Annotated in this window: 6 protein-coding genes; all 6 read right to left on the bottom strand. The window is 50.9% G+C overall.

Features of this window, described 5'->3' with window-relative positions; all coding sequences use genetic code 11:
* Positions 1-82: 82 nt before the first annotated feature.
* The 6 genes from RIN69_RS00490 to bcsA all read right to left on the bottom strand — a co-directional run bounded on the left by RIN69_RS00490 (position 83) and on the right by bcsA (position 15,692).
* Entirely contained in the window at positions 83-5,377 is a 5,295-nt protein-coding gene (locus RIN69_RS00490; RefSeq protein WP_313854836.1) for an OspG family effector kinase, read from the bottom strand.
* Positions 5,378-5,643: 266 nt separating this feature from the next.
* Positions 5,644-6,657, bottom strand: a complete 1,014-nt coding sequence (locus RIN69_RS00485; RefSeq protein ID WP_313854835.1) for a glycosyl hydrolase family 8 — start codon at positions 6,655-6,657, stop codon at positions 5,644-5,646.
* A gap of 12 nt (positions 6,658-6,669) precedes the next feature.
* On the bottom strand, positions 6,670-7,137 hold the full coding sequence (bcsD, locus tag RIN69_RS00480) for a cellulose biosynthesis protein BcsD (protein WP_313854834.1): 468 nt from the start codon (positions 7,135-7,137) through the stop codon (positions 6,670-6,672).
* 2 nt (positions 7,138-7,139) lie between these two features.
* On the bottom strand, positions 7,140-11,084 hold the full coding sequence (locus RIN69_RS00475) for a cellulose biosynthesis protein BcsC (protein WP_313854833.1): 3,945 nt from the start codon (positions 11,082-11,084) through the stop codon (positions 7,140-7,142).
* A 7-nt stretch (positions 11,085-11,091) separates the two neighbouring features.
* Entirely contained in the window at positions 11,092-13,584 is a 2,493-nt protein-coding gene (bcsB, locus tag RIN69_RS00470; protein ID WP_313854831.1) for a cellulose biosynthesis cyclic di-GMP-binding regulatory protein BcsB, read from the bottom strand.
* Positions 13,581-15,692, bottom strand: coding sequence for a UDP-forming cellulose synthase catalytic subunit (gene bcsA, locus RIN69_RS00465; protein ID WP_313854829.1), 2,112 nt, complete (start codon positions 15,690-15,692; stop codon positions 13,581-13,583). Before bcsA ends, bcsB begins: the two co-directional genes overlap by 4 nt.
* Positions 15,693-15,730 lie beyond the last annotated feature (38 nt).

Genomic DNA, 15,730 nt, shown 5'->3' with positions numbered 1-15,730 from the left:
GATAAAACGAACTTGCCCGCCTTGCCTCGCGGCTACGGCGGGCAAGTAATACTACTGCAACCCGGTCTGTCTGGCGCACAGTTTAGTTTTTCGATTTTATCACCTGAACAGCGCTAACCGGCAGTTCTCCCCAGTCACTATCCGGAAATTTACCCATAAAAAACACTTCATGTTCTTTTTTAGACAGTGGGAGCATAGTTAAAACACTTTCTAATTGATTTGATGTTATCAATTTTTTATCAAGTGCATAACCAGCATATTTTTTAACTACCTGTGGCGCGGTTAAAAACAGCCCTTTATTATTGCCCGGATTTAATTTAACCAGGACATTATTATCGTTACCTTCACTTTTAAAAAAATCTTTAGAAATCTTTTTTTCAGTCGATAACGATAACGCTTTACCTCTGCTCCCGGTTCCGCCTGCATGTATGAAGACATTTTTCAGATAGGTATCAAATTTTTGTACCGCATCAGTACCACCGATATCCTCACCCACACTGTGGCGACGAATAAGCCCGCGAGAAAGTATTTCATCCTTAGTTCCGGCGTGAGCACGATATAACTCATTGCCTACTTTATAGTCGAGTTTATCAAGATGCTCTATTTTTGAAATAAATTTATCTTTAGTGTTCATTAGCTCATGAAACAACTTATGATCCGGGCTTTCCAAAAAGGTGGTAAACGCCGCCTCTTTTGATACAAGGTCTTCGATGCTGACAGGGCTGGGTATACAGGTGACATCATCCACTGAACGTTTGATTAAACATTTAAATCCACCCACTTCGGCAACGGGTTGATCGGCTTTTATATTCAGGCTTAACGCGTTTTTTTCTAAGGCCTCTACTTTTACCGCATTTGTTCTGAATTCTGTTAAGTCAGATTTAAGCTTATGCTCCATTGTTTTCATCTGGCCAGCAGACAACTCAGGTATCTGATCGTTAACTTTAGGATTAATGTTAGCACGATCAAAATCCACTAATCTGAATTTATTTTTACTCTTATCGAACATGATATTACCGGCATTAATATCCAGATGATTAATACCGTTTTTCTGCAAATCGGCGAGCACGTCATTGACGACAAACTGCATATTTTTTTCATCCATCAGTAATGCTTTAGCACTTCTGATAGTCGGTAAGTCAATATCTTCCAAAATCGAACTTAAAGAATGACCCGGAACTTTAGGCATCGTCACTGAGACAGTTTTAGCACCTGCCACATCATCAATAAAGACAACGGATGATCCCTCGCCATAAAGACGGTTATAAGCCACGGCGTTATTATTGGCCTCGTGCAATGCACCCGAATAGCTGCTGGTTTTCGCCTCCGCTGAGGATAGCGCCTCTTTAGAGAAAGTCCCCTCTTTCAGTGGACGCTTATATTCTTTAACCATGAAATTGTCTACATTGTAGACCTTTGCTGCGGTTCCCTCACCAACAGGCGCAGTAAGTCGGTAATCTCTGCCCATTTTTGCTGATATTACGACATCCGGCAGCTTGAAATTGCCTCCTGCTTTTGGCAACGCAGACTTTATTGTCGTTGCCAGCTGATGACGGAAGAATTTTACGGCCTGAGCTAACTCGATACCCGTATCAAAAAGACCGGTCATTAATGCGCCAAATACCGCATCCATCTTTTCATCCGGGGTGTCTGCGATGAAGTACCTGGCAATCTGCATCGCAGTAGCGCCAGTACCCATGGCCGCACTGCAGAATATACCCAGCGGGCTGGCCGGCGTGAATATGATTGCCGTTGACAGTAACTCAGCCCCTATCCTGAGGAGCGCATCACCTGACTTCTCCATTAGCGTCTTTATCATGCTGTCAGCATCATCTGTCATTTTGTCAAAATGACGTTGCGCCAGCTCTGATTTGTAATTATCTACGCCACTGTATTTTACCGGATATTCATAAAAGTAGGCCGCATGCATCGCGTCAGTTAAGTGTGGTTCAAAAGAATTCTTTACTGCGTTTTTCTGCGAGTCATAATGTGAAAGGTGGCTTAATAACCAACCCTGAACGTCCTTATCACTTTCCAGTTCTGCTGCTTCGGGAACGATCCTGCACTCCTGCTTGAGCAGTGAAACAGCTAAATAACGGTCTGATGCTCCTTGCAGGGCGACAATATCAGACATCTTATTATCAAATATTTGTAATACCTTAGGCTGAATTTTTCCCGCAAGGAAATTATCAATGGCAACGCCAAACTCTTTTTTCTCGCTGTCTGTCGCACTTTTTTTATAATCTAACAGAGCGTTTCTGATTGCAATATCATTAAACTTTTCTACTACATTTTTCGCATCAGGACGCGAGATACTTTCCTCAAGTGTTTGTTTTAACCTTTCCTCAACTTTACCTGGCAAAAACTTCAGTCCTGAAAAGTAAGCGTCGGGGTGATCAACCGTATAATCTTTTCCATTTTCATCTTGTTTAATATCAATTCTGATATTGCCAAATAAAGAAGAGTGCTTATAAATAGCGCCTATCGCGATCTCTTTTATTGTAAAATCTTGTCGTGGTACATCAAGGCGGCCAGGCGCAGACGCTATGGTTATGGAATCATTAAGCCGCGCATTCTCCAGGCCTGGTATTTTCCTCACCTCATCAATAACAATATCTTCCAGCACGGTATTGAAATGGAAGTTTTTTGCATAATCCGCAACAGCCGATTTTCCTTCATTAAATCTTTCTACCGAATCAACATATTTATCCTGTGTTATCAGGGCGCTTACGCCATTATTTTTTGCTGCCGACTCGACATATCCACTTATTTGTGCATCGGAGATGACAGAAGATAAATCGTTAACTGTTTCTGCTACACCGGCCTCAGTATACCAAAAATCATAATTGGCCAATATTCCATGCTGGTTAAAAAGAGTTTCTTCTTCTGTATCCTCATGCATATTACTGTAATGCAGGGCGTATACCTCCATCATCTTGCTAATATGATTATCATCAAAACTCTTCGCAGCCAGTCGCACTTCGGCTCCGCCATCAGGGAAATAATAGCGGCTAATCTGATTCTCTACTCGAATTTCATGCGCCTGGCGCAGCCCTTCCTCCACCAGTGAAAGCATTGGTGGCGTTCTGGAGAAGAGAGGTTCCATCTTCTTCTCCAGACTACCAGCCTGAAGCAGAGGATCGTTAATTTCACCTTTCACCAACATTTTACTCAGCTCATAGATAAACTTCTTCTCTTTGAGCATTTCGCCGGGTAACAGATCTTCAGCCAAACCTGCTCTGTCCCTGGCGATAATCATTGACTGAAAAATTGGCTTTTGAGAGCGATTTTCGTCGATATATTTTAAATCATTGAGATATTGCTGCGCATAACTTTTGCGTGCATCGATTACCAGACGGTTTACTACGCTCTCTGATATTCCGTTAGAATCATCTGACATCTGAGCACGGATAATACCCGAGCTGGCGTCTCTTATCGCCTGATGGATTTGAGATACATTGGCGTCAAACACAGGCTTTTGCTCAGGTTGCTCTTGCCCAACGTATTTTTTTACGGTTTCCTTAAGCGAGGGTGTCCATTGCGCGGGTAATAACATTTCCCAGCCTTTAAGATAGCCCTCATCTCTTTCTATTTCTATCACCGAAAGGGCTTCTTCAAGGTTAAGCGTTTTCCCCCACGTTTCTAAACCAATTCTGCTGGGTTGCAGGAGTCTCACTTCAGGAAAACGGGAAATTTCCTTTTGATACTCTGCGGACAAAGAATCCATAAACTGCTCGGCTGACTCCGATTTAACCTCATCACTGACGCTCAGTTTAGTTACCCATACATTGGGCACAGGACGGGCTTCAGCGCCGACTATCGCGCCCAAAGCGCCGCCCACCACCGAGCCAACAGGACCAGCCACTGCCATACCTGTTACTGCCCCTGCCAAAGAATTTAGCCCCTTATCAGATAACTTAACTAAGTAACTGATCGGATCCCCCTGGCGGGTCAGGCTATAGGGCGTGGTCGGTATACCCTGTTTTATTGCTGTATACACTTTATCTCGCGCATAGATCATTTCGTCAGCCGATACTTTTCCCTCATCAACGTTGCGCAGATGGGTTTTATCCAAATACTTTTGTAGAAATTCTGTCACTCTTTTCTTTTCTACCAGAGTATTGGCGTGCAAATCAGCACCTTTGCGAATGCCAATAACATTGCCCAACGTTGACGTCAGCAATCCACTCAGCGTTACCGGCTGTGATGACTTGTAACCCGCTTTTTTCAACATCTGGTCTAATGCGCCATTAATTTGCTGTTGAAAAGAGCTTCCTTCTTTGCTGTCCATCATCATTAACAGGCCGACTGCCTGTTTTTTTACCTGATTCTCCAGCTCCTGAGTAAGACCATGTTGTTTAACGTTCTGGAGTATATGGAAAAGCTCAATTACTGCAGGTAACCCCGGGTGCAGACTGGCTGACAAATGCGTTAATGCCGATGGCAGCAGATTGCTGACCATTCCCCGAAGATGACGAACAGGATTTTCTACGATAGCCGTAATGTCGGGTACCGCGGACGCCGCTGCCCGATGAAACTCTGCGTTTAATAGCATCATGAGGTCAGGACATTTCTCTTTCAACGCTTCAAAAGACAGGTCATGACCTAATGTATTTTCAGTTAACAAACGCAGTTGTGAATCACTGAGTGCGATTGGAAATAAAGGCCCCCGCGTACTGGCTTCCGTCATTAATTTTTCGAAGCCATTCGGCTGTGACTGGGCCAGAATCGTTTTTGACTTCTCATCATCGTTTAATTTATCGCGCACCAAAAGAATAAGGGAATCTATATCCGTCGGTGAGGCTGATTGAAATACTTCACGCGCCTGCGCGCAGGCGCGTGAAGGATCATAAACCGCTGATGCCTGCGTCCAGGGCAGAAGGGACTGCGCAAATAATTTTGCCGCTCCCAGCAGGGATAACCCGCCGGCCGCAGGAGCTGCGCCCTCGCCTGATACTTTCTGCTGCTCAGCAAAAGCTTCATTCCACTTTGCTGGATTCTCCCCAAGCTTATCCCGCAGAGCGTTGCTGAAATTCTCCAGCTCCCCTGCTCCAATATTTTCGCTTGTTTTTCCCTGGTGTTTTGCCAGTAAACTTTTTAGAAAATCCTCAGAATCAGAAAGTTCTGTCGCGTCAGAGTAGCTGTTCTTAATATCGTTTTTTTCATTTTTATAAAGTTCTTGCGCCACTCTATTTAATAAATCGCGTTCTGGCGCAGTAAACTTTTCATTTGTTTTTATCAGCTTACTGTAACAATTACTCAGGTCGTCACTCATGCGTTCTGTCGCGACTTTTAACGATGCATCAGGAGATTCTGAGTGGGATACGCTCGGGTTGCTGTACGTTTCTGGTGTAAGTTTAGGTGATATCGCTTTCATTATAAAATTCTATTCCAGTTTTCTATTACTCCGGATACTAGATATATTCAAAGAAAGTATTTTTCGTAAAAAACATTTTTCTTACGGAAATAATGTATGGGAAAGTAAAGAATATTCAGCGACGTTAACAAAGGCAGATATTTAAATAACAGTATTTTTCAGGTACTGCGTTTTCACCATGCGTGCCGGGGTTTTGCACGCTACATCACACCAAAAAGGGAGCTAAAAGCAGCGCCCCCTTCAGGAGAGAGGTATCGAAACAGCGGCTATTTAGCTTGCCGACTCTGCCATGCACTCCACACCAGCAGACGTAAACTGGCTGAATAGTAATTCTCTTGTGCATCCAGCCTGTCGGTCAGCTGAGCCGTGTCGCCCATGATCAAATCACGTACCGCCAGCAAACCACCGTCCATATTATAGGGGGCGGCTTCATTAGTGCTGACATTGATCCACGCCGGTGTTTGTAAGCGGGAATAGTTAGCCCAGTAGCGCTGGAAAGGCACCAGCCGCAGGCTTTGCGGGTCATACCACCAGATATACAGCGGAATACGGATGGCGTCGTAGCTAAAGCGTGGCGGCCAGGCAATCGCCGGAGCCATGCTGCCATCCACATTAAGCGCCACCCAGTCGAGCGGCAATGCGGAACGACCAAAATGATTCATCTTGCCCAGCAGGTCAAAGCCGTCATCAATCAGCTGGCTCCAGATTTTTAAATGGCTGCGGCGCGCGAAGTCTCGCCAGGCAGGAAACAGAAAATAGGACGGATTTAATACGACATAGCTGGTTTTATTGAAGCCCTGCGCACCCGGCAGCATAACGGTATATCCGGCAAAGCGAATGACGTTACGCGAAACAATCGCCCGCTGAATCTTGTCAGACTGGGTCAGGTAGTCTGCAACATTCCACTTCTCACCAGCGCGTAACAGCGCCCAGGCAATCAGTACGTCACCATCCGAGGCATTGTTTTTATCAATAACAGGATCGGCGGCGGCCGGATTGTAGCGCCAGTAAAACAGCCCATTCTGCTTATTACTAAGGTGGAGGCGCGTCCACTGCCACAGGCGTTCAAACCCCTGGCGATCATCATTGTCTACCGCCAGCAACATGGCAAAGCCCTGGCCTTCGGTATGGCTAACATTGTTATTTGCGGTGTCCTTGATACGCCCGTCGGTAGCCATGAAGCGAGTTTTATAACTGCTCCATCCTTCACTTGCCGCCACCTGCACGCTAAACATCCCCAGTACAACCATCATCAGCCAATGACGCCAGACAAACTTCACCTTTCAACCTCGCTAACTATTTTGATAACGGAATAATAAAGCAGCATCGTCAGATACCGAGTCACACACCAGAGGAACCTGTTCACTCCCCCCTTGCGCACGTAACCAGGCAGCATACAGCCCGGTCAGTACGGCACCCATAGCATCGCGCCAGTGTACCGCCTCAAGATGCTCATCACCTGCCGGTAATGCGCGATGGGTAATCACTAATGCATTTTCCAGCGGCTCGATATCTACAAATCCCCAGTTAAAGCGGGATAACGCCAGATTAATCTGCACCTCAAGGTCGCGCACCGTGCGGGCGCTCTCCAGTGGATAACGCTGCGCCAGTTGCTGACCCATTTGCTGCAAAAACAGCTGACTTTCCTGCTCACCGGCATTTTCCAGCATGCCAGCCACAATCACGCTCAGCAGATCAAACCAGCCAGGCTGATGAGAGTGTAGACGGGATTGATGCAAAGTGTTGGACGGTTCACTCATCGTTATTTGTCTCCCAGCATGTAGCGGAAATAGAGTTGCGCGGTGCTTTCGTTGTAATCACCAAAGGTGTCATAGCCCAACTGTCCGCCAATGGTGACATCTTTATTCACCTTATAATCCGCTCCGGCATGCAGGTTATAGCCAATGCCGTTTTTGCTGCCACCCGAGTAGTACGCTTCTGTCGCATAACCATTGGTGACTGCGGTCTCTAACTGACTCTGCCATTGAGGATTGTTCGGGAAGTAGGCGCTGCGATCCTGTGAATAAGATTGATAGCCCGCTGAGCCACCGAAACGCACACTTAAATCGTCATACTTTTGCGTAAACTCCACCGGGAAAGAGACGCTGACATAGTCCTGCGGGCTGAAATAGCCACCCTGGCCGTAACTGAAATAGCTGAGGTTTTTTGAGAAATCCATCCAGCTCATACTGATACCGGTCTTCAGCTCGCGGTCTTCGTAATGGTAAGGACGAATATAAGCACCGGCATTCGCTACCACGCTGTTGTTACTGGTGACATTCTCGCCGAGATAACTGTATGCGCCCACACCGGCATAAAAACCGGCATCGCCGTCATCATAGCTGAGTAAGGCATTGCCGCCATTTTTAGTGACGCGCCCCCAGCTTTCGCCGGAAAGTTTATCCGTTGCACCGACATAAGAGAGCAGACTGTCGGTGACCGGACGGCGCTCACCGGTCAGGATCAGCGTCAGATAATCGGTAATTTTTGGCGACCACTGAATGCCACCCACCAGCGTACTCAGATCCTGGCCCAGTGGCGTGCTGCCGAGATCAATTTTGTATTGATCGCCAGTCAGCGCCAGTTTCAGCTCAACGCCAGAGGCGTTTTGTGAACCCGGAGAGTCAACGGTGACATCATCAAGATTGGCTTTATCGGTGGCGGCGGCCAGCGAATTCTGCACCGATTGCAGCGTCGACAGACCTTTCGTCGTCAGCGGATTAAGATCGTCAAAGGTGAAATCAGTGCCGTCGCTCTTGGTAATTTTCTCATTCTTCAGGGTCTGAACCGCGGCGGAAACCGCCTGCGACAGCGCACCGGTTCCGAAGCGGCGGCTTGACTGACCGTCGGCACTGCCAGCATTAAGCGAGACCGGTGTGACGGTAAATTCAAAGCGCGAATCGCCAAACGGCACGCTTGACCAGCTCAGCGGCGCTTTGGCTTCAGTCAGCTTACTCAAACCGGATTCGCCATCACGGCCGCGAATCTGTACGCCACCCTGCGCCCAGGTGCCGGTGCGTTGTTGCAGATCGTCCATCATGCTGTCGATCTGATGCAGCGTCCGGCTCTGCTGTGACGGCACATCGATAGCCGCCGTCTGACCATCGATATCACGATAGCTGGTAGCATCCGGCGCCTGCTGCCATGGCATAGTGGCACCGTAAGTTGAAGCTGTACGTCGCCGGTCTGGGGTGCTGCGGTTTATAAATGGATTATCCGCCAGCGCCAGCCCACCCACTGCTGGCACGCTGCCGGTTTCTGCACCTTGCAGCCCTATCATTTTGCCGCGTGCGGTACGTAAGTAACCCAGTGCCTGGTTATGCTCGCCTTCCGCTTCAGACACCCGCGCCATCAACAGCAGGCGTTCCGGTGTCTGTTCGCCACGCAGGCCGTTGGTTAATGCGCGAGCTTTCGGCACATCATTCAGTGCCAGCGCCACGTCAATTGAACCGACGCGTGCATCCTGGGTTGGGGTATCACGGGTTAACAGATAATCGTAAACCACGCCGGCTTCTTTATTCATTTTGCCGGATTGATACAGTCGCGCCATGGCAAACATCAGATCGCTGTTCTGCGGGTCGTTTTGCAGTGCGCCAATCAGCTTGTCGTAAGCCGCTGCGTATTGCTTCTGCTCACGCAACCGGTCGACTTCATTGATGATATAACCATTACGAATACCAGCCAGCTGGGTCGGCGTACTGCGCGATTGCAACTCCGGGCTACTGAGAAAACGCTGTGCTTCGGCGCTCAGGCCCGCCTGATTCAGCACCGCCACCTGCGCAGCATAATCGCCAGCGTTGCCCTGCACGCCACGCTGCATATTGCCGCGTACTACCGCTATCGCCGTTGAAATATCTCCGGCCTGCGCCAGGTTTTGTGCCAGCTTGCCAGCATCGGCCGGATTCGACGGCGGATTGGCTGCCAGCGCTTTCAAGGTATTAGCCGCGGCCGCATCAGAACCCTGTGCCAGATACTGTGCGGCGGTCGCCATTTGCAGATTAAAGTTCACCCGCTGTGCCAGCGCGCGCATCTCCGCATTCTGGCTACTGACAGGAATGCGCGCCAGCAGTGTGCTGGCTTGCTGCCATGCGCCACTTTCGCTGGCATTCAGCGCACCGGCGTACAGCTCGTTGCTGCTGGCCCCGTTACGAAACACCGGCTGCATGACACTTGCAGCCGCGGCGTTATCACCCTGCGTCCGATAAATTCGTGCCAGATCAAGACGCAGCCAGCCATCATTTGGAAAACGTTCAATACCCTGCTGCAACAGCGTCATCGCCTGTGAGGCGTTCCCTGCCGCCAGCGCCTGTTTCGCTTGCTGACGTACCGGCTCGCTGGTGCTGACAGCTCGTGGCATCACACTCTGACGCACGCTGTCAGGCAGCGATGACAATAAGGCGTTGGCTTCTGTAGCGCGATTCTGCTGACGCAGCACGTAGAACAGGCCTTCTTTGGCGTTACGGTTATCCGCATCACTCTGCAACACCGAGCGATAGGTTTGTTCTGCCTGCGTCAGCTGGTTAGTACGGCGCAACACATCGGCACGAAATAACCTGGCCGCAATGCCCTTTTCTCCGTCGGCCTGCACCAGCGGCTCACTAAGCGTCAGCGCCTGGGCAGTATCACCGGATTTCAGCGCCTGCTGCGCCGAAGCTAACTGCGCATAAAAACGCGCGTCACTGGCCTGTTGTTGACGCTGTTGACTGTCATTTCCTCCCAGCTTCGCTGAGCGCTCGAGATAATCAGCGGCGGCGCTGTAGTTACCGCTGCGCTGCGCGGCATAACCCATACCGGCCAGCGCATCGGCATCTTGTGGATTGGCCTGCAGCACCTGTTCGAAGGCGCTTTGCGCACCAGCAACATCCCCACTGTTCAGTGCGGTAAAGCCCTGGCCTTTCTCGGCACCACCGACATTTTTGCGATAGTACTCCAGCACGGCACTGTCCTGAGGATGGCGCTGCTGCCAGGTCTGGTACAGTGCGGCATCTTCCGGCTGCGGCGCTAACCACAATAAAGCCTGACGCATTGAGCGATCGGCATCAGGGTTACCGTCGGCCATTCCCTGCAACATCTGCAACCCTTCACGCCGCGTCGACTCTTGCCAGGTCAATGCTTTACCCAATGCCAGCTGAGCGCCAGCATCCTGTGGATGCTGAGTAGCAAACTGGCGCAGACTGTCGATAGCCTGCGGACGCAAGCTGCGATCGCCCGCCATCGTCAGATAATATTCCGCTGCGATACTGGCAGGCGGTTCGCTACCGGCAAAAGTATTACGCCAGGTTTGCAGTGCCGCACTGACGTTACCACTGCGCGCCTGCTGACGTGCCAGCGAGAGCTGCGCCTGAGGAATCGATTGCAACTGTCTGGCATTGTCCAGCTCGCTCAGTCGTGGGTCCTGCGGCGAGACGCTGCTCAGACGATTACGCCACTGAGCCGCCGCCGCGTTGTCGCCATTTTGCTGCGAATAGAGCGCCATTAGATACAGCGCCTGCGTATTATTGGCATCGACCATCAGCACTTTTTGCAGCGCATCTTTAGCCAGATCATCATGCGATTTCTGATGCCAGTAAGTGGCCTGGTCGAATAACGCCTGCAACGCCGGATTATTTTCTGCCGCCAGCAGCATGGGCGAAAACGCGCCGGCAGCCATTGCACTGCTTAGCAGTAGTGCCTGACGAACTCTGGCGGTTAACGTGGTTATTTTCATGGTTGTATCACTTCTGTTCGCCAGAGGAATCATCTTTTTTATGCCCATGCAGACGCCGCCACGCATGGCGCTTCAGCATCAGATAAGCACAGCTACCTATCACCACAGAGACCAGTAACGCCATCAATGCCATCAATACTGAATGCTGGTTGGCATACCACACCACCATCATGTACCACGGCATCTGGCCGCTCGGAAACTGCGGACCGACGCGGAAGCTGCGAATACCGTTTTCATCAGTGATGATCGCAGTATCGCCGCGAATCCCGGCATTAATCCGCGCAGAATTCAGGTCGTTATGTAAATTAAGCAGTTGCTGATCGTTACTGCCGATGGTCATCACCACCAGACGATCCTGACTCCATGGCGAGCGATAGCTGACAAACCCGCGCCAGGCTTCGTTAGAGGAGAAGTAGCGATCGGCGTCCAGTGGCTTGCGATACCAGTCACCGGTCAGCCAGCTGCGCAGTTTTTCCAGCGTATCCGGTGCTTTGACGCCAAAGGTCCGGGCGTTGGTGTAGTAGGGTGAGGACTGCAACATCTGCTGATTAAACGCGCTCTGTCCGAGCGTCGACACCGCCAGCACATCGCTTTTTTGCAGCCGTGCGAGATTCGCGCCGCCAGCAGGAATACCAAACATCACGCTGCTGTGGTCGAGCGTCGCACCGGTGGCGTTGCCTGAGCGCCCGGCCATATCCAGCAGCGCGGTAATTTCTGCATCGGTGGGTTTTTCCGGCAGCAGCATCACCGTTTGTGAATAATCAGCCAAACGCGAGAACGGAAACGATGCGCCAACAAAGTAAGAGAGGTTTGGCAACAGGGTAAAATGACGGGTATTGCTCAGATCGATCGACGAACTCTCTTCGATACGACTCTTGATATTATTATTCAGTAACACGCTGCAAGGCGCATCGGCCTTTGGCTGGATATTAAAATAGAGTTGCAGCTGGTTATCGCCATAAATCAGATAGGGTTCCAGATTCAGCGTATACTTTTCCTGACGCGCATCCCCCCCCAGCCGATGCCAGATATTCTCCAGCAGACCGACTTTATTCACCGTCAGATTACGCAAAAAGGTGCCATTCAGCGTGACATTGAGCAGTGATTTATTCTCATCGATCCAGTTTTCTGACGGAAAGCGATAGTTAAGCTGCACCGGAATGGTATCGCCGTCCCACAGGAACAGATCCGGCGCGGCGCGGAAGTTAACCCGCAAGGCGTCGTGCCAGATTCCGTTGGTGGTCAGACTCTGGTCCTTGCGCAATAATTCACTTAGCAGCACCGGCCGATCGGTATTAATCCAGCGCGGCGCATCATAGGCTTTGCGCTGCGGAATAGTTTGCGTCGCAACCGTCAGCGTCGGTGAATCCTGCGCCAGCGGCGCATTGATTAAACGGTAAGCGGCCTGACGTAACTGATCTTCATTTTTACCGATCACCAGCATCAATTTATAAGTGGGGTTATCAGGATTATCTACCAGTTGCAGCGTTGGCGCGTCTACCGCAGGTAGCGTCAGGCTGCCCACTCTTTCGCCGGGCTGGCCAAACACCATACCGTTTTTCTCTGGCAGCTGATTACGCAGCACCGGGAAGCGCGCGCCACGATAGTCTGCCTGGATGCCAACCCATGAAGCCACCATCGCCGCAGCGGTAACCTGTGCTGGTGTGACCTTGGCAGGAAAAGCCATCGGCACCGTAGCAGATGTCATCTGCAGCGGATCAATAAACGGCCGCGGGAAGTTACGCATACTGGTGCCGATATTCAGCTGCTGACCTTCCAGTGACAGGCGGGTCTGCGGCAGAATAGTGACCTGATATTGATCGGCACTGTCACGCTCGCACAACAGCTGATCGGCGTCGTTAATTTTAAAACTCAGGTTGTTACTTGATACCACCATCGCCGCCGGAATATCCAGCTGGAAACTGGCGCTGTCGCTGTCGGAAGCGCTCAGCGGCAGCGTACCCAACGGCTGGCCGTTGAGCATCAGCTGCATTGAGGTGTTGCGCGCGGCCAGCGCGGGTGAAACGTGCAACGTTAAATCGAGATGCGCATTGGTAATCACCTGGTCGCTCGGCAGGGTAAACACGATGCCTGACTGCAACTGCCCCCCGCTGAGCGTGATACCCTTCTGCTGACCCATCTGCGCCACGGTCACGCTGCTGGAAATCGGCTGAAACGCCAACGCTGGCGCATTACCAGCCACCGGCGGCAAATCGGCCGGAGTGAGCTCAGCAGGTTGCGCGATCGCCGTTTCCGGTGCCGCCGTCGTGGCTGGATCGGTTATCTGGCTGCCGGTCAGCAGGCTTTCAGGCGCATACGGCATCGCTTCAGCAGAGGAACGCAGGCTGCTTTCTGCGGTATCAATATCCGCTGGCGGCGGAAGTTGCGACAACGCATTGCTGTCGACGGTGACGCTCTGCTCCACTGCCCCGGCGCTGCTCAACGTGATACTGCCGCCAATCAGGGTTGCCAGCATCGCCTTGATAAAAAGTTGCTTCATGCGGCGTTATCCTCTTGCACCGGGTTTTCAGCGGCTTTGCTGGCTTTGCGTTTGTCACGACGCGCCTGCCAGGTAAGCCAGAACAATTCAAAAACGGTGCGGATAATGGTTAACAGCGAACGCAGCGGGTTATCCGGTTGATGCGGTGGTTGAATCCAGGCATCGGCACGCGCCAGCACAACGCGTACCAGTTCACGCCGCCGCGATAGCGGCATTTCTTCAAATTTCATGCGGATCACGCCATCGCTGGCACCCATGGTTTTCACCGGGATAGAGATAGCGCCAGACTGCAACAGCAGATCAATCTCTTCAATCTCATCATTTTCATGACGATTATCCGGCGCGACAATTTGCGCACCGCCCATCGACAGATTCACCGTGGTGCTGCGTGAAGAGATACCGCTGGCGTAGTGAATAATCACCGGCACTTTTACATCAATACGGATGGTTTTACGCGTCTGGCGAGTTTCACGCGCCACGGCGATTGCCGCCATCAGAATAATCAGGCTGAAGATCGCCCAGCCAACGTTCAGCGCGATAACGTAAGGATCAACACCAAAGTAGTCATGCGCGACGGCACGGGTAATACCGGCAACAATGCCGATAAACAGCAAGGCTGCGGTAATAACGTGCGGTCGCACGATGTTAAAATCGAAGAAGCCAACGTCCAGCAAGCCGCCCTTATCGGTAACGTTAAATTTGCCGTGCTTTGGCGACAACAGGGTTAATATCGTCGGGATCACCAGATGAAATGCCATCACCGTTTCGTAAATTTCACCCCAGAAGGTGTAGCGGAAACGGCCATTCATTCGTGAGTTGACGAACACTGACATCACCAGATGCGGCAGTACATAGGCAAAAATCAGTGAAGCCGATGAGTGAATGATATTCAGATTAAACAGCAGATAACACAGCGGCGCGGTCAGAAACACCACGCGCGGCAAGCCAAACTGGAAGTGCAGCATCGCGTTAAGATAACAGAGACGCTGTTGCCACTTCAGGCCGCGACCCAGTAAAGGATTATCGACGCGGAAAATCTGCGTCATGCCTCGCGCCCAGCGGGTGCGCTGCACCACGTGCAGCCCCAGACGCTCGGTCGCCAGACCGGCTGCCAGCGGGATCGCCAGAAACGCGGAACCCCATCCGAGACGCTGCATCTTTAATGCGGTGTGGGCATCTTCGGTCACCGTCTCAACCGCAAAACCGCCAATCTCTTCCAGCGCCGAGCGGCGAATCACCGCACAGGAACCGCAGAAAAAGGTGGCATTCCAGTTATCGTTGCCCTGCTGAACCGGCCCATAAAATAGCGCGCCTTCATTGGGTACATTGCGTGCCGCGCGCAGGTTACGTTCGAACGGATCGGGAGAGTAAAAATAGTGCGGGGTTTGCAACAGCGCCAGCTTCGGATCGTTCAGAAATGGCCCCACCGTCGCCTGCAGGAAAGTCCGCGTCGCCACGTGGTCACAGTCAAAGACGCAAATCAGCTCGCCTTTAGTGATTTTCATCGCATGGTTAAGATTGCCCGCTTTCGCATGCGAGTTATCTTCACGGGTAATATAGCCGACGCCGACATCGGCGGCGAACACTGCAAACTCACTGCGCTTGCCATCATCCAGCAGGTAGATTTTGAGTTTATTGCGCGGGTAATCAATACACTGTGCCGCCAGCACCGTATCACGGACTACATCAAGGCTTTCGTTATAGGTCGGCACGTAAACATCGACCGTCGGCCACAGATTGATATCATCCGGCAGCGGTTCGATAGTGCGCTTTAGCGGCCAGGTGGTTTGCAGGAAGCCGAGGATTAAAATCAGCCAGACATACAGTTCGGCAATAAATAAGCCAATCCCGAGGATCGCTTCAATTTCAGAATTGAAATGCAGCGTCTCCGTGGCGCGCCAATAAATATAGCGGGTGGACATTAACGCCGACAGGATCACCATCACAATTGAGACTTGCTTACTTTTACTCAGACCGAGTAAAAACAAGATTCCGATACTAATTAAGCCAAATATATATTGCTTCTGACTGTCCATTGGCGTGATGACAATCACCGCTGCAACTGGAAATAATACCAGCAACAGCAGGTAAAAGAGCGCTTTATTCATTGGGAATCCCGCAAGCAAGGATAGATTTTAATGCTTAT

It is taken from the genome of Winslowiella toletana (assembly GCF_032164335.1).
Taxonomy (GTDB): Bacteria; Pseudomonadota; Gammaproteobacteria; order Enterobacterales; family Enterobacteriaceae; genus Erwinia; species Erwinia toletana_A.
The sequence above is the reverse complement of the archived record's forward strand: the minus strand, read 5'-3'. Positions and strand labels throughout refer to the sequence as shown.